The sequence below is a fragment of the Anaerobacillus alkalilacustris genome (assembly GCF_001866005.1).
In the GTDB taxonomy this organism is placed as follows: domain Bacteria; phylum Bacillota; class Bacilli; order Bacillales; family Anaerobacillaceae; genus Anaerobacillus; species Anaerobacillus alkalilacustris.
Map to the genome: position 1 here is coordinate 51,934 of NZ_MLQR01000016.1, position 21,888 is coordinate 73,821.

Annotated in this window: 21 protein-coding genes; 2 read left to right on the plus strand and 19 right to left on the minus strand. The window is 34.4% G+C overall.

The window, feature by feature from the left end; all coding sequences use genetic code 11:
• Positions 1 to 34 precede the first annotated feature (34 nt).
• From BKP37_RS07250 to BKP37_RS07260, 3 genes are all read right to left on the minus strand, one after another.
• The gene (locus BKP37_RS07250; RefSeq protein WP_071308944.1) at positions 35 to 1,222 is read right to left on the minus strand and encodes a pyridoxal phosphate-dependent aminotransferase; all 1,188 of its coding nucleotides are present in this window, start codon (positions 1,220 to 1,222) and stop codon (positions 35 to 37) included.
• A gap of 239 nt (positions 1,223 to 1,461) precedes the next feature.
• Complete coding sequence (locus BKP37_RS07255; protein ID WP_071308945.1) at positions 1,462 to 1,950, minus strand: cell wall elongation regulator TseB-like domain-containing protein; 489 nt, start codon at positions 1,948 to 1,950, stop codon at positions 1,462 to 1,464.
• 5 nt (positions 1,951 to 1,955) lie between these two features.
• The gene (locus BKP37_RS07260) at positions 1,956 to 2,123 is read right to left on the minus strand and encodes a DUF4264 family protein (RefSeq protein ID WP_425424979.1); all 168 of its coding nucleotides are present in this window, start codon (positions 2,121 to 2,123) and stop codon (positions 1,956 to 1,958) included.
• A 141-nt stretch (positions 2,124 to 2,264) separates the two neighbouring features.
• On the opposite strand from BKP37_RS07260, the gene BKP37_RS19975 reads away from it, so the two are divergent.
• On the plus strand, positions 2,265 to 2,435 hold the full coding sequence (locus tag BKP37_RS19975) for a hypothetical protein (protein WP_169823100.1): 171 nt from the start codon (positions 2,265 to 2,267) through the stop codon (positions 2,433 to 2,435).
• Between the two features lie 197 nt (positions 2,436 to 2,632).
• Here BKP37_RS19975 and BKP37_RS07265 read toward each other — a convergent pair whose 3' ends face one another.
• The 14 genes from BKP37_RS07265 to BKP37_RS07330 form a co-directional block, all read right to left on the minus strand.
• Positions 2,633 to 3,934, minus strand: a complete 1,302-nt coding sequence (locus BKP37_RS07265) for an amidohydrolase (protein ID WP_071308947.1) — start codon at positions 3,932 to 3,934, stop codon at positions 2,633 to 2,635.
• Between the two features lie 21 nt (positions 3,935 to 3,955).
• Positions 3,956 to 4,858 (minus strand): ComEC/Rec2 family competence protein, encoded by a 903-nt coding sequence (locus tag BKP37_RS07270; protein WP_071308948.1) that lies wholly within the window; start codon positions 4,856 to 4,858, stop codon positions 3,956 to 3,958.
• Positions 4,859 to 4,897: 39 nt separating this feature from the next.
• Entirely contained in the window at positions 4,898 to 7,756 is a 2,859-nt protein-coding gene (gene dinG / locus BKP37_RS07275; protein WP_245712463.1) for an ATP-dependent DNA helicase DinG, read from the minus strand.
• Positions 7,757 to 8,272: 516 nt separating this feature from the next.
• A complete protein-coding gene (locus BKP37_RS07280) occupies positions 8,273 to 9,340 on the minus strand; it encodes a tetratricopeptide repeat protein (protein WP_071308949.1) in 1,068 nt (355 codons plus the stop codon).
• A 66-nt stretch (positions 9,341 to 9,406) separates the two neighbouring features.
• Entirely contained in the window at positions 9,407 to 9,793 is a 387-nt protein-coding gene (panD, locus tag BKP37_RS07285) for an aspartate 1-decarboxylase (RefSeq protein ID WP_071308950.1), read from the minus strand.
• Between the two features lie 32 nt (positions 9,794 to 9,825).
• Positions 9,826 to 10,671, minus strand: coding sequence for a pantoate--beta-alanine ligase (gene panC / locus BKP37_RS07290; protein WP_071308951.1), 846 nt, complete (start codon positions 10,669 to 10,671; stop codon positions 9,826 to 9,828).
• 1 nt (position 10,672) lies between these two features.
• Complete coding sequence (panB, locus tag BKP37_RS07295; protein ID WP_071308952.1) at positions 10,673 to 11,503, minus strand: 3-methyl-2-oxobutanoate hydroxymethyltransferase; 831 nt, start codon at positions 11,501 to 11,503, stop codon at positions 10,673 to 10,675.
• Positions 11,504 to 11,926: 423 nt separating this feature from the next.
• Positions 11,927 to 12,862, minus strand: a complete 936-nt coding sequence (locus BKP37_RS07300; protein ID WP_071309039.1) for a biotin--[acetyl-CoA-carboxylase] ligase — start codon at positions 12,860 to 12,862, stop codon at positions 11,927 to 11,929.
• A gap of 10 nt (positions 12,863 to 12,872) precedes the next feature.
• Positions 12,873 to 14,033, minus strand: coding sequence for a CCA tRNA nucleotidyltransferase (locus tag BKP37_RS07305; protein ID WP_071308953.1), 1,161 nt, complete (start codon positions 14,031 to 14,033; stop codon positions 12,873 to 12,875).
• A gap of 31 nt (positions 14,034 to 14,064) precedes the next feature.
• Positions 14,065 to 15,195 carry an N-acetyl-alpha-D-glucosaminyl L-malate synthase BshA gene (bshA, locus tag BKP37_RS07310; RefSeq protein WP_071309040.1) on the minus strand — a complete coding sequence of 377 codons (1,131 nt, stop codon included), beginning with the start codon at positions 15,193 to 15,195 and terminating at the stop codon, positions 14,065 to 14,067.
• Positions 15,196 to 15,205: 10 nt separating this feature from the next.
• The gene (bshB1, locus tag BKP37_RS07315) at positions 15,206 to 15,904 is read right to left on the minus strand and encodes a bacillithiol biosynthesis deacetylase BshB1 (protein WP_071308954.1); all 699 of its coding nucleotides are present in this window, start codon (positions 15,902 to 15,904) and stop codon (positions 15,206 to 15,208) included.
• Entirely contained in the window at positions 15,897 to 16,313 is a 417-nt protein-coding gene (gene mgsA / locus BKP37_RS07320) for a methylglyoxal synthase (RefSeq protein WP_071308955.1), read from the minus strand. The genes bshB1 and mgsA overlap by 8 nt, the downstream gene beginning before the upstream one ends.
• 17 nt (positions 16,314 to 16,330) lie before the next feature.
• A complete protein-coding gene (gene dapB / locus BKP37_RS07325; protein ID WP_071308956.1) occupies positions 16,331 to 17,137 on the minus strand; it encodes a 4-hydroxy-tetrahydrodipicolinate reductase in 807 nt (268 codons plus the stop codon).
• Between the two features lie 5 nt (positions 17,138 to 17,142).
• Positions 17,143 to 17,481, minus strand: coding sequence for a nucleotide pyrophosphohydrolase (locus tag BKP37_RS07330; protein WP_071308957.1), 339 nt, complete (start codon positions 17,479 to 17,481; stop codon positions 17,143 to 17,145).
• 373 nt (positions 17,482 to 17,854) lie between these two features.
• Here BKP37_RS07330 and BKP37_RS07335 point away from each other — a divergent pair, with 373 nt between their 5' ends.
• Positions 17,855 to 18,727, plus strand: a complete 873-nt coding sequence (locus BKP37_RS07335) for a YitT family protein (protein WP_071308958.1) — start codon at positions 17,855 to 17,857, stop codon at positions 18,725 to 18,727.
• A gap of 543 nt (positions 18,728 to 19,270) precedes the next feature.
• Here BKP37_RS07335 and BKP37_RS07340 read toward each other — a convergent pair.
• Both BKP37_RS07340 and BKP37_RS07345 read right to left on the minus strand, forming a co-directional pair.
• Complete coding sequence (locus BKP37_RS07340; RefSeq protein WP_071308959.1) at positions 19,271 to 20,626, minus strand: IS4 family transposase; 1,356 nt, start codon at positions 20,624 to 20,626, stop codon at positions 19,271 to 19,273.
• 485 nt (positions 20,627 to 21,111) lie between these two features.
• A complete protein-coding gene (locus BKP37_RS07345; RefSeq protein WP_071308960.1) occupies positions 21,112 to 21,795 on the minus strand; it encodes a zinc metallopeptidase in 684 nt (227 codons plus the stop codon).
• Between the last annotated feature and the right edge of the window lie 93 nt (positions 21,796 to 21,888).

Sequence of the window (21,888 nt, forward strand, 5' to 3'; positions counted from 1 at the left end):
AAATAGAAGTCAACGTATGGAGGGAAAGGTGATTTTAAGCCTTCATATTATTTTTTACAAATCGTTCAACTCTTGTTAATGCCTCTTGAATTTGATCTAATGAAGTCGCATAAGACAAGCGAACATTATCAGGTGCGCCAAACCCTGAGCCAGGAACTAAAGCAACTTTTTCCACTTCTAATAGCTTTGTTACCCAATCATCAACATTATCAAAGCCATTTAACTTAACAGCTTCTTTAACATTAGGGAATAAATAAAAAGCTCCTTTAGGTTTTACGCACGTAACACCAGGAATTTTTATTAATTGTTCATAAACAACGTTTAAACGCTCTTCAAATGCTACTCGCATTTTTTCAACAAAGTCACTATTTACATCATAAGCTGCAATCGTACCAAATTGTGCCATTGAAGTTGGATTCGATGTACTGTGACTAGCTAAGTCTGTCATACAATTGATAATCTCTGCATCACCAGCTGCATATCCGATACGCCACCCTGTCATTGAATGTGATTTTGAAACACCATTAATAATAATCGTTTGTTTTTTTAATTCATCAGAAAGCTGGGCAATCGAAATATGCTTAGCATCGCCATATACTAATTTTTCATAAATTTCATCGGAAACAATAATAATATCGTGCTTCAAACAAACTTCACCTAGTTCTTTTAATTCTTCCTCTGTATAAAGAGAACCTGTTGGGTTACTCGGTGAGTTTAAAATAAACGCCTTAGTTTTATCAGTAATTGTCGCTTCTAGTTGTTCTTTAGTTATCTTAAAGTTATTTGACTCCATACCTTCTACATAGACTGGAGTACCTTCAGCAAGCTTTACTTGTTCTGGATAGCTCACCCAATATGGTGTAGGAATAATTACCTCATCCTTAGGATTTAATATCGCTTGAAATAATAAATAAAGAGCATGTTTAGCTCCACTAGCCACCATAACTTCTTTTGGTGAATATGTAAGCTGTTGATCATCTTGGAACTTTTTAATAATACTTGTTTTTAACGCTGGTAATCCACCTGAAGGAGTATATTTGGTATGCCCATCCCTCATTGATTTAACCGCTGCTTCAATAATATAATCTGGAGTATTAAAATCAGGTTCTCCAGCACCTAGACCAATTACATCATGTCCTTCTGCTTTTAAAGCTTTTGCCTTAGCTGTTATTGCAAGTGTTGTAGACGGTGTTAACGTTGCAACTCGATTCGCTAATTTCATTTTTCTCATCCCCTTATCTGTCTATGCTTTCTCGTTATTACTCTATAGTTATTATATTATCCGAGGAGCACTTTTATCATCGATTATAAAACATTATATCTCAACTATAAATGTGTTCAGCTGTCCTTTCAAGCTTTTTTCAGATAATTATATTTCTTCACATTACTGAATTTAATAATCCTTATTCTCACCACTAAAAATAGATTTAATCGACGCCACGGTTTTAGTAATTAAGGAATTCACTCACGACCTAAGTGATAATGTTTTAAATACTTGCCATCCTTAAAGCTAATATAATAATATGAAAAACGATTAGATTGATCTTTATAAATAATTTCATATAATGGTACTGACTGTTCAATCCCTAATTTTATACTAATAGTTTCTTCAGGACTTAATTCGGATTCGATAAAACTTAATACTTGCTCATAGGAAATTCCATCTTCTTTTTTTCTAATAAAATGAGTATCCAATGTGTCGGCTACCCAGATAATAATTTCCTTACCTCTTGAGTTTTTACCTACTATTACTTGGTAACTTTCTGTCCCATTATAAAAAGATGTTTCATAAATATCTACTAAATCTAAATTCTTACTTTCAATATATTGAAGTGCTTCTTTTTCGCTTAATTGAAATGACTTGTTTATAACAGAATATAAATGTATACCTTGCCAGATAATAATTATGCTAAAAATTAAAAGAAAAAAAATAATTGCTTTTCTCATCATCTAATTTATGTACCGTATATGGTAAATACCATTTTTGTTTTATTTTTTTCATCAAGAGCAAGACCAAACATCAAATCTCTCTCTTTAAGTGTTCGATTGCACGCACCAACAATTTCATATAAGTCGGGGGTTTTATTCACCTTCGCTGAAGATATTATATCAATTTTATTCACTAAATATTCTCCCTTCATAAAGCATTTTTTCTATACTTATCTTATTATAAAGCTTTCTTCCTACTTATTAAAATATTACTAAACATAGGTATGTACATAAAGGATATAATATAAATACCGCTCAATAAAGGAGGAATGAGCGTGAAGCAAGTATCTCCAACAAAAGAAACTAGCTCTCAATTAAGTACTTGTGAATGGTATCAAAGGGAAAAAGAGAACTATGCATTGTCTTCCCCTAATCGGCCTAAAATTGAAAGTACACTAAAGTATTCCTTTAGGCAAACATCCTTTCCAAGTTCTTTAAAGAATTAAAAGTTACTTAGTTATTAAGTAACAGTATCCCTTTATTACGTTTAATGATTTAAAATAACCTCCTAACTACACCTACAACCTTTTCTAAAGGCTACTCAAAATGTATAGATACATCTTTACGATGCTAATTTCCACTTTATCGATGTATATTACATTTTTGAGTTTAGCCTTTTTTTTACAATCATTTAAATACCCCATTAGGAGTAAAATAATCTTTTAAAAGCTCTATTTGCTTCATAAATAATTTTTTCCTCATCCATTGTAAGACATTCCTTATTACGTACTAAACATTTACCCTTTACATAAACCTGTTCTACATCTGATCCTGAAGCCGAATATACAAGATGAGAAAGAAGATGTTCACTCGGTTGTAAGTGTGGACTACTACTATCAACGATGATAAAATCAGCATCTTTATCTGTTTCAATCGCCCCAATATCATCAATGGCTAAAGCTCTTCCCCCGTTGTGAGTTGCCATTAATAAAGCTGTTTCACTATTAACAACTGTAGGGTCTTGTTTATTTCCTTTATGAATAAGAGCCGTCATTCTCATTTCTTGAAACATATCTAAATTGTTATTGGACGCTGCACTATCAGTACCAATTGAAACTAAAATATTTTTATTCAACATAGAAGGTACATCAGCAATTCCAGAACCGAGCTTTAAATTGCTCGTGGGGTTATGAGAAACTGCAACACCAAAATGAGCTAAAAGTTTTAATTCTTCATCATCTAAATGAACACCATGTGCAATTAAGGTGTGAACATCAAACATTCCTAACTCTGCAAGATGAACCACTGGACGCTTTCCATATTTTTGAATATGTTCATTCACTTCTTGTTCTGTTTCAGAAAGATGAATGTGAATTGGTAATTGTTTCTTCTTCGCTTCATAAATAACACTTTTTAAAAACTCAGGTGGACAAGTATACGGGGCGTGTGGTGCTAACATTGTTGTAATTCTTCCACCTGCCATTGAACGCAATCGTTTACTAAGGTCACACGCTTCTCTTAGTTTCTTTTCTTGTTCTTCTATCGAACAATGTCCAATCATTCCTCTTGATATCACAGACCTAATACCTGAATCTTCAACTAGCTGGCCAATAATATCTAAATGAAGGTGATACATTTCTAAAAATGTTGTTGTTCCACTTTTTAACATCTCAATGATCGCTAAAGACGCACCAGCTTTTACAGTTTTCTCTGTAAATTTCGCTTCCATTGGCCACATTTTCGATTGTAACCATTCTTGCAATGGAAGGTCATCTCCATTTCCACGTAACAGACAGCTCCCTATATGACCATGAGTATTAATAAGACCAGGCAGAACCCACTTTCCACCTAAATGAACCTTTTCTGTAAATTCATCAGTGTCCTTAAATTCAAAATCTAATCCTACTTTTTCAATCTTACCGTTATTTACGATTAGGTAACCATTTTTTAAGATCTCGCCTTTTTTCCCTGTAACAATCATTCCGTTATAAAAAAGCTGTTTCATTTATTCTCCTTTATCCATTAACTAATGATGATTTCTAATATATTTAGAAATATTGTTCGCCAAACCAAAAGAGAATTCCTCTTCCTTCGGGCGTACAGTTAAAATTTCATAATCATCGTTATGACATTTGATTGAAACTGTACCTAATCTGTTCGTTTGATAAATTTCTATCCACGTTTCTTGAAGTCGTTCTAATACTATTTCACTAACTGCTCTACCATTCTTTTTAAACAAAATTGCTACTTGAGGATCGACTTCATCTAAAAAGGGTTCAGTAGTACCCTTCTCACTTCCAAAATCTGCAACCTTTAATATCGTTGACTTTAATGCATAACTATCAACTAATTGCTTTTCAACTTGCTGATCAGCAATTCCCATATACAGCAACGTTTGCTTTCCAAAAGTAAGAACAAGAACAAGGGCACCCTTATCTTCGATGTCTCTCTCCTCAACATAAATAACGTCGGTATTTAAAAATGGGAGTAACTCAAATTTATCACCTTTTTTTAAGCCAATCACTTTTTTATCATGGAGGTGATAAAGGTTAACAAAATTTTCCTTTACTATTTCAGGAACAATAACAGTTTCAACATTAAAATTATTAATTATCCATTGTAAATTACCTGTATATTCTTCCGTTTGATTTGTTAGGATTACGGTATCTATCATAGAAACATGATACATTTTTAATCGCTCTTCTAACTCTTCTTGAGATTGTATACTCCCAGTATCTATTAATATATTTTGGCCTTTTCCTGATTGCAACAATGTCGCTTCACCGTTGGATAAATCAAAGAAAGTATAAGCTAAATCTTGATCTTCTAAATTCAGATCAACCTCCAAAGTTTCTTTTTCAGCATATATTGTTTGTGGAACTAAACCAAGTAGCATTGCCAAAATAACCATTAGTACAATTTTCTTCAATTTAATCACTCCGAAAAAACTTCTTTCAAACCTTTTACATTATAACCAATTTTCTATGTCATATAATAGTTCCTGTAAAGTGTTTTCTTTTAACGGAACTTGTGGTAAAGACTGTATAAATGATTTTCCATACCTAGTACCAGTTATTCTTCGGTCAAATACAAACACAACCCCTCTATCATGTGATGAACGTATTAAACGACCAAACCCTTGCTTAAAACGTATGATAGCTTGTGGTAAAGAAAGCTCCATAAACGGGCTCTTTCCTAACTCTTTTAACTTTTCACTTCGCGCTTCAAATATAGGATTATCAGGTGGAGAAAATGGCAATCGAACGATTATTAGACAACTTAGGTCTTCGCCAGGAATGTCAACCCCTTCCCAAAAACTACTTGTCCCAAACAGGATTGCTTGGTCAAATTGTTTAAAGTTTTTGGTTAACTTCGCTCTACTACCACTACTAATTCCTTGGCCGATTAGGACAAATTCCTCATTAACAATAAAATCCTTTAACTGATAATAGGCTTTTCTTAACATATCATAGGAAGTGAATAATACTAACATTCTTCCTTTTGTCGTTTTTGCAATATCTAAAATACTCATGACAATCTCATATATGTACTCATCTTCATCGACTTCTTTAATATTAGGAAGCGTCGTTGGTACCATCAACTGCACCTGATTTTCATACAAAAAAGGAGACTCAATAATCTTTGTTGATGGACCAAAATCCTCTAATCCTAATCGATGAATAAGATATTCAAACGAATTTTTTACTGTTAATGTTGCACTAGTCATTATCACACTATGCTTTTTGCTGAAGAAGTTTTCTGCAAGGATTTGGGAAACTTCAATAGGTTTGTTATAAATAAAGGTAGCATTTTTAGCTCCTCTTACATCTACTTCAATCCAATAAACATAGTTAGGATCATAATGTAATAATAACTCTTCTAGCATGCCCTCTTCCTCTGAAAAATTTGTATAAAATCCTTTCATTGCAGTGAATAATCCAGATTGAGGGAAATTTAGGTCTTCCTCGTTAAGAGAGATTTCATCAATGATTCTTTTCATAAGTTTTAGGGTATCCTTTAAGTACATTTGTACTCTAGCAACCGCTTCTTGTATTTCTTTCCATCCGTTCCCTTTCATTTCATGAGGATAGAAACGGAGACTTTTACGTCCAATTTCATTTTTAGAAGCAGATACTCGTTTTACTACTAACGAATGAATCTGCGTAAAACAATCATCTAATTCATATTTAACATCTAAAATAAGTTCATTAAGCTTTTCAAAGTAATCATCTAAATTCAATCCAATTTCTTGTTGCATCATAAACAGTTGCTGCATTAAGTCGCTTGACTCTAATGTACCTAATCTAGAGAAAAGGTGCGTAAATGAAAAATAATCGGTACTAGAACCAAAATGGTCACTGGCAACTTCTTCAATATGATGGGCTTCATCAATAATTATATGTTTATAGCTAGGTAAAAGTTGATGGCCTTGTGTTATATCTGTAAATAGGAGGGCGTGATTAGTAATAATAATATCAGCACCGTAAGCATTATTTCTTGCTCGATGATAAAAGCACCTTGAAAACCAAGGACAATGTTTCCCTAGACAAGTTTTGGCTTCACTTTGTATTTCATTCCAAAACACTCTTCCACCACTTGGCAAGTTTATTTGTTCGACATCGCCTTCATTTGTTTCTGTTAACCAAACTAAGATTTGGCCTTTTGAGAGTAATGTATCGTAGTTTTGGTCTAGCTGTTCATTTAACTTTTGTTCGAACTTTCTTAAACAAAGATAATGACTTCTACCTTTTAATACTGCGGAACGAAAAGAAAATGGCACAGTATTTTTCAGTATATTCATATCCCTTTCTAAAAGCTGTTGTTGTAACTGTACGGTATGAGTACTAATTACCATTGAAGTTTCATTTTTTTTCGCAAAAAACAACCCTGGTAACAAATATGCCAAAGATTTCCCTGTTCCGGTTCCTGCTTCAACAAGTAAATGTTGATTTTCCATAAGAGCCTGATCAATAGAATCCATCATCTCTTTTTGACTTTTTCGGATTTCAAAACCTTCCATTGTTTCTTGAAGTCGCTCTTCTACGGTATTAACCTCGTCATGAAAATAAGGAATTTCATTTACAGTTGTATCTTTAGTTGGTTCACTTGCCTTTTTAATAACTAGTTGTCGGAATTCATCTAAAGTATTATCAACTTTTAGGTCAGCAGTCGTTAATTTTTCATTAATATACGTTTGTAATATATCTTCAAGACCACTATTAAAACGTTTAATAATCGGTTTAAGTCTTTGCATAGTCAGCAGAGGTAGCCCTTTAAGTTTTTCGAGTAAATAAAGTAATATTCTTGCTGTAGCTTCTGCGTCACTATCAGCTTGGTGAGGGCGATCATGAACAAAGTTTAAACTAGTAGCTAAATGATTTAACTTAAAGCTTTCCTCAGTAGGCATTAGTAACCTCGCTAATTCTACTGTATCAATTACCGGACCAGTAAAAGTATTATAACCGCACATATCTAATTCATTTTGTAAGAAAGATAAATCAAATGGAACATTATGTGCAACAAAGTATGCTCCATCTAAATAATCCATAAGAATAGGTGCAATACTACTAAACAGTGGTGCATCTACTACCATATCATTAGTTATTCCTGTAAATTGTTGTATAAATGAAGGAATACTTATCTCTGGATTAACAAAACTTGAAAATTGATTTATTATCTTTCCTTGTTCAACAACTACAACACCAACCTGAATAATTCTGTCACCTTTTTTCGGGTTATTACCTGTAGTTTCAAGATCAACTACTACAAATCTTTTATTCAATAGCTTCACCTCAGGTACATTTTCATCTATCTTACCTTCATTCAATTGGGTTTACCCCTTCTGATAAAGTTTTGACAATCGACGTTTACGTGTTAGGAAGATGTTTATCCCCCACCTACCTTTGTGGATTGTCTTCAGTTTTTAAAGTAGTCACATAACAAGAAAAGCGCAAGGCGCCCGCCTATTGGCGACAAACACTGGAAGACCTGCTCGTAGCGGTCGGCTTTTTGACCGAAAGAGAAGGTCTGAAGTGATCGAGCCGATGGCGCCTGGAGCTAGACAGTTTCCAAGTTAGAAATTTATAAATTGTGATTATATATAATTAACCTTTAAATATAAAAGAAATTGAAAAGGCCAGGATTGGTTCCCTGAACCTCTTCTTTCCCTATGTTTAAATGATTAAAATTTGAATACTGTATAGCTTCAACATCTACGAAGTCGGTCCTTAAATAAATTACTGAACAATCCTACTTGAAAAACTTCGTAGTGCTTAGCGAAGAGCATACTACGTGGTACTAAAAGCAGCTTCATGTAACCAAAGCATTTTTCTTATTAATAACACTAACTTAAAATTTTCTCAATTAGAGGATGTCTAATATTATTCATCTTTAATTTTAACACGATTTTACGAAGCTGGTCTTTTTGATCCCACTTCGATAATAACCAAATATAAGAAATCCATATATTAGTATCTTTCGGATGTGCAATAACAAGCTTTTCGAACAAATCAATCGCTGTAGATTTTTGATCTAACAATCCATAATTCCAAGCAATTCCATGATGTACCCATGTTTCATCAAAACCTATTGCTTGTAATCTTTTATAACAATGGATAGCAGCTGTGTAATAACCATACAACTCAAACTCATAGGCCAGTGTTACGAGAAGGTCTTTAAATTCCAAAACTTGCAATGCCGAATACCAAGCTTCAAATGCTTTAGATTCATCACCCATTTGTAAATAGCAATGTCCTAGAAAGTATTGTGCTTCCCCGTCATCTTCATTTGCCTCAATTATTTTCAATAAATAAGGCAACGCTAACTCATATTTTTTCATCATTACAAAAGCCATTCCTATATTATACGGTACGTCAGTGTTGGAATAAAGAGAATTTGCCTTTTCAAAATAATTAATGGCTTCTTCATAATGATGTCTTCGACCAAATAAGCAACCTAAACCTACATATGAAAAATGTTTTTCTACCTTGTTCAACGAAGTTTTTAAAACATATAAAAATGTCTCTTTTGCTTTGTCAAGTTCCCCTTCATATAGGTAAGAAAATCCTAAGTATAAATATAACACAGCTTCATTTTTCATTTCTTTTTCTATTTCAACTTTCAGGGTTTCAATTGCTTTATCAAAAATTTCTAAATCAAAGTATTTTGGACCCTCAAGACTTCTAGGTATCCACTGAACTGCTCCATGATAGGTTTGACTACCTATTTGATGAGTACTTTTTATTTCTTTAATATCTTCTAGTTTATCTTCCATTTCCATCCACGTATCTAATAAGGCGCCACATTCAGTTGCCAATTCTTCAAATAATTTTTCATTAAAATCATCGCAACTTTGTACCGCTTTTTTTAACTTCCAATAACGTGAATACCAATCATTCACCCATTTTTCCATTAAAAATCCCCCTAACAGTACTAAAACACTTATGCTAAGTGTTTTACATTAGGAGGATTAATATTCTTATATACGTACGGTAGACGCTGGTTCAGTTCCTAACATTTCAATAATTTCATTTTTCTCATTCATTATTGCAACCTTTGGTTGATGATTTTTGGCATCTTCTTCGCTTACTAATCCATAGGAAATAATAATAACAACATCACCTTCTTGAACGAGCCTTGCAGCTGCTCCATTTAGACAGACAACGCCACTTCCCCGTTCACCAGGAATAATGTATGTTTCAAATCTCGCTCCATTATTATTATTAACAATTTGGACCTTTTCATTAGGAAGCATATCAACTTCATCTAATATGTCTTCATCTATAGTAATACTACCTACATAATTCAAATTAGCTTCAGTTACTCGCGCTCTGTGTATTTTCCCCTTCATCATATGTCTGAACATAGTATAAATCTCCTCCAAGTCAAAATGATTTTCTATATAGTAACTGTCATGTTATCAATTAGTCGAGCTTGAGAAAATTTAAGAGCTATAGCAATAATCATTACCCCTTCACAATGGTCCATTTTCTCTAAGCTTGGATATGCTAAAATCTCAACATAATCAACAATTCCATTAGTCTTTGTAGTAAGATGTTCAGCTATTTCTACTTTAAGAGTTGCAATATTTTTTTCTCCTGAATTAATTTTATTTTTAGCATTTAATAAACTTGAATAAATTTCTGGCGCTTGTCTTCTTTCTTCAGGCGTCAAATATACATTTCTAGAACTTTTTGCTAAACCATCATTTTCACGCAAAGTTTGACACTTCATTAGTTGTACGTTCAAATTAAAATCAGCTATCATATTTTCAATAACAGCTACTTGTTGAGCGTCTTTCATTCCGAAATATGCCCTCATTGGACTAACAATATGAAAGAGTTTCATAACTACTGTTGCTACACCGTCAAAATGACCAGGTCGACTTTTACCACACAGAATATTAACACCCTTTTGGACTCGTACTGAACAAGTCAGGTCGTTCGGATACATTTCCTTAATATTTGGATAAAAAATAACATCTACCCCTGCAGCTTTTGCTAGTTTTTCATCGCGTTCAATATCCCTTGGATATCTTTCAAAATCCTCGTTAGGACCAAATTGTAATGGATTTACAAAAATGCTAATTACAATAAATTCATCATGTTTTTTTGCTTCTTCTACTAACGAAAGGTGTCCTTCATGTAGATATCCCATTGTAGGAACAAACCCAATTGATTTTCCATGTTTTTTCTGCTCAGATATTATTTCCTTCATTTCAGTTATTGTACAGACTATTCTCATATCATCCTCCATATAAACGATCCAACTCTTCATCTTTCATCGTAAATGTATGTTTATCCTCGGGAAACTGACTAGTCTTTACTTCAGTTACATAAGTACTAAGTGCATGACAAATACTTTCAGAAATATTTGTATATTGCTTAACAAACTTAGGTACTCTTTCACTACCATATCCAATCAAATCATGGTAAACAAGAACTTGACCATCCGTTTCCTTACCAGCTCCAATACCAATGGTTGGAATTGAGATTTCTTCACTAATAAGTCTAGCTAATTGCTTAGGTACACATTCTAATACGAGCATGCAAGCACCAGCTAACTCTACCTTCTTTGCATCTTCTAGTAATTGTTTTGCAGCTTTTGCATCTTTTCCTTGTACTCTATAACCACCTAAAACACCTACAGACTGAGGTGTTAACCCTAAATGGGCAACAACAGGAACCCCTGCATTCGTTAATTTCTCTATTTTTTCTATTACAGTACCATTTCCTTCTAATTTAACTGCATTGGCTCCACCATCTTGCATAAGACGTCTAGCATTATCTATTGTTACTTCTAGTGAAGAGTGATACGTTAAAAACGGCATATCTGTTACAATAAATGTATTTTTTGCTCCTCGTTTAACAGCTTTTGAATGTAAAATCATGTCATTAATCGTTACTGGGATCGTTGAGTCATAGCCAAGTACAACCATCCCGAGAGAATCCCCAACTAATATGACATCAATTCCTGCTTCTTCAACCAATTTTGCTGAAGGTGCATCATAAGCTGTCATCATGGCAATTTTTTCATTATTTTGTTTCATCTCTTTAAAGCTTGCTGTTGTTTTCAATTTTTTCATCCTCCTATTAAATGCTAGAGGAAAATAAGAGAAACTATCAAATTATTTCTATTTATTTGCTATTTGAATGAAATCCATTAAAAAATCTAGAAATAATAAATCCTTCTCCCCAATAAGGAAAGAAGGATTTAGTGTCACTCTAGAAATAAGTCTTCTAATGTGGCAATTGATGTTATAGTTTCTTTATCCCTCTGTCCTAGTCTCTCTGGATCAAGGCAGACTATTTGTTTGTAAAAAACCAAGCTTATCGGTGCAGTTCTTCAAAGATACTGCCCTTGTTTTTCTTGCTATCATTATACTAAGTTGTCAACTTTTTTTAAAGTGTAAAATAAACCATATACTCTTAAACAAATTCATTGTGTTAAAACTCTGCCCTACTGTTTATTACAACTAAATGCATAAGAATAATTTTTCTCATTCAATATCAGCAGAATAGATTTTATGTGTGTCACCTAAATCGTCTTCTAAAAGAAGTATTCCCTCATCTGTAATCCCCTGTGCAAACCCTTGAAATGAACCACCCATTGTTCTAGCCGTTATTCTTTTTCCAATTGTAATAGCATGAGCTTCCCACATTATTTTTATTGGTAAAAAGCCTTCTTTCAAATATATTTCATATAGTTCCTCAAAGTTTTCTAAAATACTTTTAATAATACTAGCTCTATTTATTTCCTTCCCTTTTTCTATTCTTAATGAAGTAGCTGTCTCTTTAATTTCTTCAGGAAAAGAAATTTGATTAACATTAATACCAATCCCAATGATAACAGATTGAATTTGATCTAAGTCCGCTTGCATCTCTGTCAAAATACCAACTAATTTTTTTCCATTTAATAAAATATCATTTGGCCACTTAATATCACAATTCAAACCAGTGATAGCATGAATACCACGAATGACGGCCACAGCTGTTAACAAAGTTAACTGTGGGGCTTGTTGAGGAGGGATTTTCGGTTTTAAAATCATACTCATCCAAATACCTGTACCAATAGGAGAATACCATTGCCTTCCTAACCTTCCCTTACCAGCAACTTGTTCTTCTGCCACTATTATCGTTCCCTCTTCCCCTCCTTCTGAAGCAATCCTATGAGCAAGTTCTTGAGTCGAAGAAACGGATTTTTCATAATGAACGTTTTTTCCAAAATAGCGAGTAGATAAGCCAGCTTGTATTTCACTGCTTGTTAATAAATTTGGCTTATGAACAACTCGATACCCTCTTCTTGGGACTGCCTCTATTTCATAGCCAGATTTTCTTAACTCCTCCACATGTTTCCACACCGCTGTCCTTGAACAACCGAGGTAGTTGCTAATAGCTTCACCAGAAAGATATTCTTCCGGATGTTCCGTTAACATCTGTAGTAATTTACTTCGCACCTATATACCCCTCCTCTCGTAACCAATTAATAATCGTTTCTTTCTTATTCTCAATTTTTTTTTGTAAGATTGCTTTTTCTACATGAAAAATTATCTCACCTATTCGTTCCCTAGGCTCATCTTTCTCTAATAATCGTATAATTTCAGATCCATTTATTTTAATTTGTTTTCGCTCTTTAATAGGTAATTGATGAAACAGTGAATTTATCTTATTTATTTGTGGTTGTTTATGTAAAAGGGCTGCTCTAACTCGTTCTGCTTTTTGAGCTTTTTCTATCCCTAAAAAATAACAGTCTTCTTCAGTAAAGCCATTTTGCAATAGAATCGGAAGTCGTAACATAATAGTTTCTACTTCATCTATTACTTTTTTGGGTTGTTTCCAAGATCGAAGAAAATTTTTATAGTTATGATAACGCGAAACAAACAAAAATAATATCCAAACTTCTGTCATATTCTTACATGCACACATTGATTTTAAAGTATCTACACTTTTTAATGCATGTTTTACTTCCTGAAAATAAGATACTTTATCAACTATTTTTAAATGAATTATTATTTCAAATGCTTTCTCCACATTATTTCCTAAACATATTTTCTTAAATTCTGAGAAGACTCGTTCTACTGCTACTTGATTAATGTTATCGATATGTTTATGCATGGCCTCCAATGTTTGTTTTTCAATAGTAAATGATAGTTCACTCACAAAACGAATTGCACGAAGAATTCTTAAGGGGTCTTCAATGAAGCGATTATGTGGATCATCAACTGCGCGTAAGCACCCGTTTTTAATATCAACTTGTCCTAAATAAGGATCGATGACAACCCTTTCCTTCGTTAATGCCATTGCATTTATCGTAAAATCTCTCATAGCTAAGTCAGCAAGTAAAGAACTCCCACGGTAACTGGTTACTTCAAAGGATTCACCTTTATATTGAACTATAACTGTTCCGTGTTTAATTGCAACATCAATGGTTTTAGGAAAAGCACTTTTGATGATGTTTACTGGAGCCGATGTAGTAATATCAACGTCGTGAATTTCTTTTTGCAAAAAGAGGTCACGTACCGCACCACCAACTACATATGCTTCATGACCTAGAGCTTCTATTTTTCCAATTATTTCATTCGCACTTTGAAAGGTACTTTCGTTCATTAGCCATCCCTTTCTTTACAGTCCATTATGTTTACCGTTGTTCAATAATAGAATAATAAAGATCTTCATACTTTGAAAGTATGGTTTCTTGGCTGAAATATGTATTGGCTCGTTCTAAAGATTGATCTGCCATTTTTTTATGTAATTCATAACTCGTAAGTATTTCAATCGCCTTTTGCGAAACACCTTCAATATCACCTATCTCACAAATGAAGCCTGTTTCTCCATCTACAATTACCTCTGGTATTCCACCAGTATTTGTACCAATTACAGGAACTTCACAGGCCATCGCTTCAAGTAAAGCAAGACCAAAACTTTCTTTCTCTGAGAGTAGTAACATTAAATCACTGATCGATAAAAAATCTGCTACTTGCTTTTGATTACCTAAGAACAAGACTTTTTGTTGGAGACCCAACTCCTTAACTAGTCGACAAACCACTGAATAATCAGGGCCATCCCCGAGCAGAATTAGTTTTGCATCAATTTGTTTAGAAATCTCATAAAAGCTTCGTATTACATCTGGAACTCGTTTTACAGGTCGAAAGTTAGAAACATGAATTATTACCTTTTCATGTTCAGCAATATTGTATTCTTCCTTTAGATTTAAACAATCTTTTTTGAAGTACACACGATTATCAATAAAATTATATATAGGTGTAATTTTATTCGTTGTATTTAAAAGTCTTTCAGTTTGTTCAATTAAATTAACAGATACTGCAGTCACTGCATCAGACTTCTCAATGCCAAATCGAATCATTTCACTTAAAGATAGGTCATATCCTAAAACTGTAATATCAGTTCCATGAAGAGTCGTAACAATTTTTAAGTTTCCACCGACCATTTCTTTAGCTAAAAAAGCACATATAGCATGAGGTATTGCGTAATGGACATGTAAAATATCTAGCTGTTCGCGAATAGCCACTTCCGCCATTTTATTTGCTAAAGTTAGATCATATGGTGGATATTGAAATACTGAATAATGGTTAACGGATACTTCATGATAATAGATATTGGAATAAACTTTCCCTAAGCGAAATGGCAAACCAGAAGTAATAAAATGCACTTCATGACCTTTTTCAGCCAACAGCTTCCCAAGTTCGGTAGCAATAATACCAGAACCACCTACCGATGGGTAACAAGTAATTCCTATTTTTAATTTCATACTTACCTCTCTAAAATAAATGATATAATAAGGGGCTATCAGAAATAAAACCTTCACCATACTTAACCCCTACTTCTTTTCCAAATAAACTTTCCCTAGCTAATACAGCGGACGTATAACCGCTTGTTAATGGAGTTTCAACACTTCCCGGTTGCTTAACAAATTGACTTTTATATGCATTTAACGCTTCCATTTTTGTTTCCATTTCATTTGAAATATCAATGATAAAATTAGGTTTATGAAATCCGTTGATCATATAATAATAAAATCCATCTACCTTATGAGAAGGTAAATTTAATTCATCCTGATATTTTTGTATCCCTGCTGAAAAAATTGCTTCCTTTACAAGTCTTGCACAATTACCATGATCAGGGTGTCGATCCTCATAGTAGGGCGCAAAAATTATACGAGGTCGATATCTTCGTATGATCGAAACAACTTTTCTAATTTCCTCATTATTAATACCGATGCCTCGATCCTTCATACCAAGTTGAATTCTATTAGTAACTCCTAAAATATCACTTGCTAGTTTCGCTTCTTGTGTCCTAAGTTCAACAGTACCGTTAGACGATAATTCGGCCCTTGTTAAATCACAAATCGCAACACGATGACCCTTTTTCGTATAATGAGCAATTGTACCACCCATACCAATTTCAACATCATCAGCATGGGCGCCAATCGCTAGCATATCAATATGGTAATTACTCATCTTTCTCTATCGTGGGGTTAACGATTTTTCTCCATTCAAAGTCTCCACGGGCAAGACCTTTCACAAGTATTTCTCCTGTAGCCATATTTGTGGCAAGAGGAATTCCATAAACATCGCATAATCGGATTAATGCATTAATATCGGGTTCATGCGCTTGAGCAGTAAGTGGGTCTCTGAAGAATAGCACTAAATCCATTTCATTTTCTGCAACAAGAGCTCCTATTTGTTGGTCCCCACCTAGCGGCCCTGATTTAAACCGCTCAATTTGTAAGTCTGTCGCTTCCATAATTCTAGTCCCTGTTGTACCTGTACTATATAATTGATGGTCTTTTAGTATTTCTTCATAAGCAATAGCAAATTGAACGATCTCCGGTTTCTTTTTATCATGAGCTATTAATGCAATCTTCATAATAAAACCCCTCCAATTTATTCTATAATATTTTCTAATCCATACACTAAAACATCTAATTTCATTGCAGTTTCAACAGCTAAGCGGATACCTGGCATAAAAGAAGTGCGATCAATAGAATCATGGCGGATTGTTAGCGTTTGTCCAATTCCGCCGAAAATGACCTCTTGATGGGCAACAAGACCAGGTAAGCGAACGCTATGAATTCTCATACCTTGGTAATCGGCACCTTTTGCCCCCGGCAACTCTTCTTTTTCATCTTCATGACCTTGTTGTTTAGGCTCTCTTACTTCTGATATTAACTGTGCAGTTTTAATTGCGGTGCCAGAAGGAGCATCTAACTTGCGATCATGGTGCATTTCAATGATCTCTACATCAGGTAAATATTTAGCAGCCATCTGTGAAAATTTCATCATTAAAATGGCTCCAATCGCAAAGTTAGGAGCAATAATTGCACCTAGGGCTTTTTCTTCAGCAATCGCTGACAACTCCTCAACATCTTTTTCAGTGAAGCCTGTTGTTCCTACAACTGGTCTCACCCCATGCTCAAAGGCAATTTCCATATGTTTACGTCCAAACTTAGGGTTTGTTAAATCAATTAATACATCACATTCATGCTCACTAAACGCTTTATGTAAGTCAGTATACATTGGTACATCAACATTAGGCATACCAGGAATTTCTGAAAATAATTTACCACCGTTCTGTGTGTCAATTCCGGCTACAAGTTGAAAGTGCGGAGTGGAAGTAACCATTTTGACAGCTTCCATACCCATTTTTCCACCTGCACCTGTAATTGCTACTTTAATGATTGAATTTGACATTTTTTCTATTTCTCCTTTGTTTCTATTTTGGTCCATCGATCTTTATCTCTCGTCCTAAATTTTTCCATAACAAGATCGAAGGCTTCTTCTAGATTAATGTTTAAAGAATTAGCAAAACAAACTAGGACAAAGAATAAATCACCTAACTCTTGTTCCATTGTTCTTTCTTCTTCTGTTGATTTTTTAGGCTTTTCACCGTAATAATGATTAACCTCACGAGATAATTCTCCAAGTTCTTCAGTCATCCTTGCTAGCATTGCTAATGGACTGAAATATCCTTCTTTAAATTGACTTATGTACTGATCAACTTCAGTTTGAATTTCTGTCAAACTCTTTTCACCCATGAAAACCACCTCAAAATACTTCTAATATCCATGTTAGCTAAATAATCTTGATTTGACAAATATTATTTCATTTAATTATCAACAATACCATTATAACCTTGATTTATTTATTGTAAAATTTTCGCTATAATATCTAAAAAGCAACACTCCCTTGCTCAACGACGTAAAAAGTACAAGTGCTTATGCGTCTATTAGCTGAGGAACGTTTCATCCAAGCAAACCTACATGAATCGCATCTAAAAAGTAGTTACTCGACTAAACGAAAGTGGCCAACCTCGTAGGAGCTGTAGCTAGACACCTTTCCAAGATAAGAAATTATATACTTTCTTATCTTGGTGACAAAAATACCGATAGAGAAAAGGAAATTCTTATCATGACAATATCAATTAAAATAAATAATGTTATATATATCGTTTTAGGGGCTGCAATCATGTCGTTTGGGCTTGTTTATTTTAATATGGAAAATAACCTTGCCGACGGTGGCTTCACAGGAATTACTTTAATTTTATTTTTTGTATTTAATATTGATCCAGCATACACTAACCTTTTACTTAACATTCCACTATTTTTTGTCGGTTGGAAGGTTCTAGGTCGAAATTCTTTTATTTATACATTAATTGGCACAGTGAGCTTATCATTATTTTTATTTATTTTCCAAAGATATCCCTTCATTTCAATCCCACTACATGATGATATGACCCTAGTCGCTCTTTTTGCAGGTGTTTTTATCGGGGTGGGTCTTGGGATCGTATTTAAATTTGGAGGAACTACTGGAGGGGTAGATATTATTGCTCGCCTAGCATTTAAATACTACGGTTGGAGTATGGGCAAGACAATGTTTATGTTTGATGCAGCAGTCATTACATCTTCATTAATTTATTTAAATTATCGTGAAGCGATGTATACGTTAGTCGCTGTATTTATAAGTGCAAAAGTCATCGATTTTATGCAACAAGGGGCATATTCTGGAAAGGCGGCTTTTATTATATCTGACAAGTCTTCTGAAATAGCAAGTTGTATTTTAAACCAAATGGGTAGAGGGGCGACCGTCTTGAAAGGAAAAGGAAGCTTTTCAGGATTAGAAAAGGAAATTTTATATTGTGTTGTAGGTAGAAACGAACTCATTCGTTTAAAAACATTGATTGAAAAAATTGACCCCCACGCCTTTGTTACAGTAAATGATGTGCAAGATGTCATTGGAGAAGGATTTACCTTAGATGAATATAAGAGACCAATAGAAACATAATTAGGGGTGCCATCAACTTCCAAGTATTTCTATTCGCCCAAACAAGAAAAGCGCAAGCGCCTTGGTCACGAGCGAAAGGCACTGGAAGGCCTTTGACAGAAGCCGCTCTTTGGCTTCCTACGTGCTTCTGCGTCTTCTAGCATAGCTTTGAAGCAAGCTTCCTCGAAGTAAAGCTACATGAAGCCAAACGACGAACGATCTCAAGCAGTAATTAAAGTCCGTTGCTTGACTGAAGTGACCGAGCTCGTAGGCGCTGAACCTAGACAGTTTCCAAGTTAGAAACTCAAGTTTCGCACCAAGAAATTGGCACTAAAGCCTTGATATAGTTGGGCAAGTGACTCACCCACTGTACTATTTGATTTTTTATTAAGTTTTGTACTGCTTTATTTGACTCCTTTGATACTTCTTCAAGAATGAGAAGAAGTTCACAAAGTGCTGTCGCCCAGTCTATATCTTGTAATTCGTCTGTTAAATCATAAAAGAGACCACCAAATGTACGTTGATCGTTACTACAACGTTGCTGCCAAGCTTACTACAACGTTGCTAAGAAATTGGCACTAAAGCCTTGATATAGTTGGGCAAGTGACTCACCCACTGTACTATTTGATTTTTTATTAAGTTTTGTACTGCTTTATTTGACTCCTTTGATACTTCTTCAAGAATGAGAAGAAGTTCACAAAGTGCTGTCGCCCAGTCTATATCTTGTAATTCGTCTGTTAAATCATAAAAGAGACCACCAAATGTACGTTGATCGTTACTACAACGTTGCTGCCAAGCGATTAGAATATACCTAGTAAATACAATCGTTGTATGGCTAATAAGCAAGTCATAGGATCTTCCTTGGAACTCGCTTTCAAGCTTTAATAGTGACTTTGCAGCTTTAAAAAAGGTTTCGATTTGCCAGCGACGGCGGTAAATTCGAATGATATCTTCCGCACTTAAAGTTAGGTCTGTACTCAAAATCGCTAACCACTCTTGCTTATAATGGCGATGCCTAATAAAGACGATNTTAACTGGAATGACGGTTCCCATCGTCTTATGGTTCATCTCCGTTTGAATCACTCGCAAGATGTCCTTATTTTTCTTTGATGAAGCAGGCGTTGCTAGCTTATAAAGATCCTTTAGAAGATAGCGCTTGTCATTGTGACGGAAGCTGTTATTATTTGCTTTCACCATACCAATGACATCAAGACCCTCATCAATGATGTTTTGAATTAAAGGAGCGTGGGTGAACCAAGTATCCATCAAAACATACGATGCACTCATCCCTTGGTTAAGTGCTTGACAAATCATCTCGAAAGCGACTTCTGGTGATTTACGAAGTGCTTCAGCTCTTCTTTTATAGCCTGATGTACGTTTATCGATATCCTCTGAGATTCCGTTAATGTGCTTTTTGGAACTTAGTAGCGAGAAATCGACGGGGAGAANTGTTTGCCCATCAGACCAACCTAAAGTAAGCATACGAAAGCCTTTATAGAACCTCTTCGTCGCATGATCATGGCAATTAGCTAATAGCTCGACCTTTTTACTGCGATCGCGATTGTACATGGAGTCATCAATGATAAAAACAGACTCAGTTGACGACAGACTTTGGACTTTTGAAATCGTCCATGAGCTTAATAAAAGGAGAAAACGTCTCCAGTTATATTGAGAATGGTTAAGAAAACGATACACAGTATCCTTACCGAAGTAATCATTGCCTTTACGACCAGTAAGTAATGTGTTCCATGATTTTTGAAGAAAGACCAAAGAAAAGACAACCTTAAAAATAATGGAAGTAGTAAAGCCAGAACCCTTGGTAATACCGGCTTTTCGTAACCATTCGAACACTCGTAATTCTTTCATATGACCTAAAATTTCATTTGGAAGTTGATTATTGTCCTGCTTATCGACTATCATATAGGGAGCACCTCTCTATTGGTTATTTGTTTTCTTGGTCGATAACATCTTACCAAATAGTGGGTGCTTTTTGTATTTCCAAATTTCAAGTCAATAGATATATTTAGTTTTAAATGGCACTAGTAGTACCAAGGTTTCGCTTTTAAAATTTAACTGCGAAACTTGAGTTAAATTCGAACACTCGTAATTCTTTCATATGACCTAAAATTTCATTTGGAAGTTGATTATTGTCCTGCTTATCGACTATCATATAGGGAGCACCTCTCTATTGGTTATTTGTTTTCTTGGTCGATAACATCTTACCAAATAGTGGGTGCTTTTTGTATTTCCAAATTTCAAGTCAATAGATATATTTAGTTTTAAATGGCACTAGTAGTACCAAGGTTTCGCTTTTAAAATTTAACTGCGAAACTTGAGTTAGAAACTTATAAATTCTGATTATAATAAAAAGGATGGATTCAAATATTGAACCATCCTTTTTACGATTAATCTCTATTCATTGCTACATACATTAATATGAAACGAACAAGTTCCATCACAGCAACTACTGCGGCTGCAACGTAGGTTAATGCAGCTGCATCTAATACTTTTTTCGTTTCACGTTCTTCATTATTACGAATAACACCTACAGAAACAATTTGTTCCATCGCACGACTACTTGCATTAAACTCAACGGGTAATGTTACCACTTGGAATAATACCGCAGCTGCCATAAAAATGATACCTAATAGCATTAAATTCAGTTGAGACATTAACATACCAGCTAAGATAATGAAGATCGCACCATTTGATCCAAAGTTTGCAACTGGTACTAATGCATGACGAAAACGTAAGAACGCATATTCTTCTGCATCTTGCATAGCGTGTCCCACTTCATGAGCAGCAACAGCAGCACCTGCAACAGAATGTCCATAATAATTTTCTTCAGATAAACGGACAGCCTTCGCACGTGGATCATAGTGGTCTGTTAGTTTCCCTTTAACTGGTTCAACAGAAACATTGTACAGTCCGTTATCATCCAAAATTTTCCTTGCTACTTGTGCACCCGTCATTCCTGATGATGCTGGCACTTGCGAGTATTTGCTATATGCACTTTTCACCTTCATCTGTGCCCATAACGGAACTAAAATAAGAACTGCAAAATAAACGAGTAATGCACCTAATGACATTGATGTAAACCTCCGTGTTTGTTTTTTGGAACCCTAAAGATCTGAATTCCTTTTCATTACTTTAATTGTAGTTAATCACTTATATTATGTCAA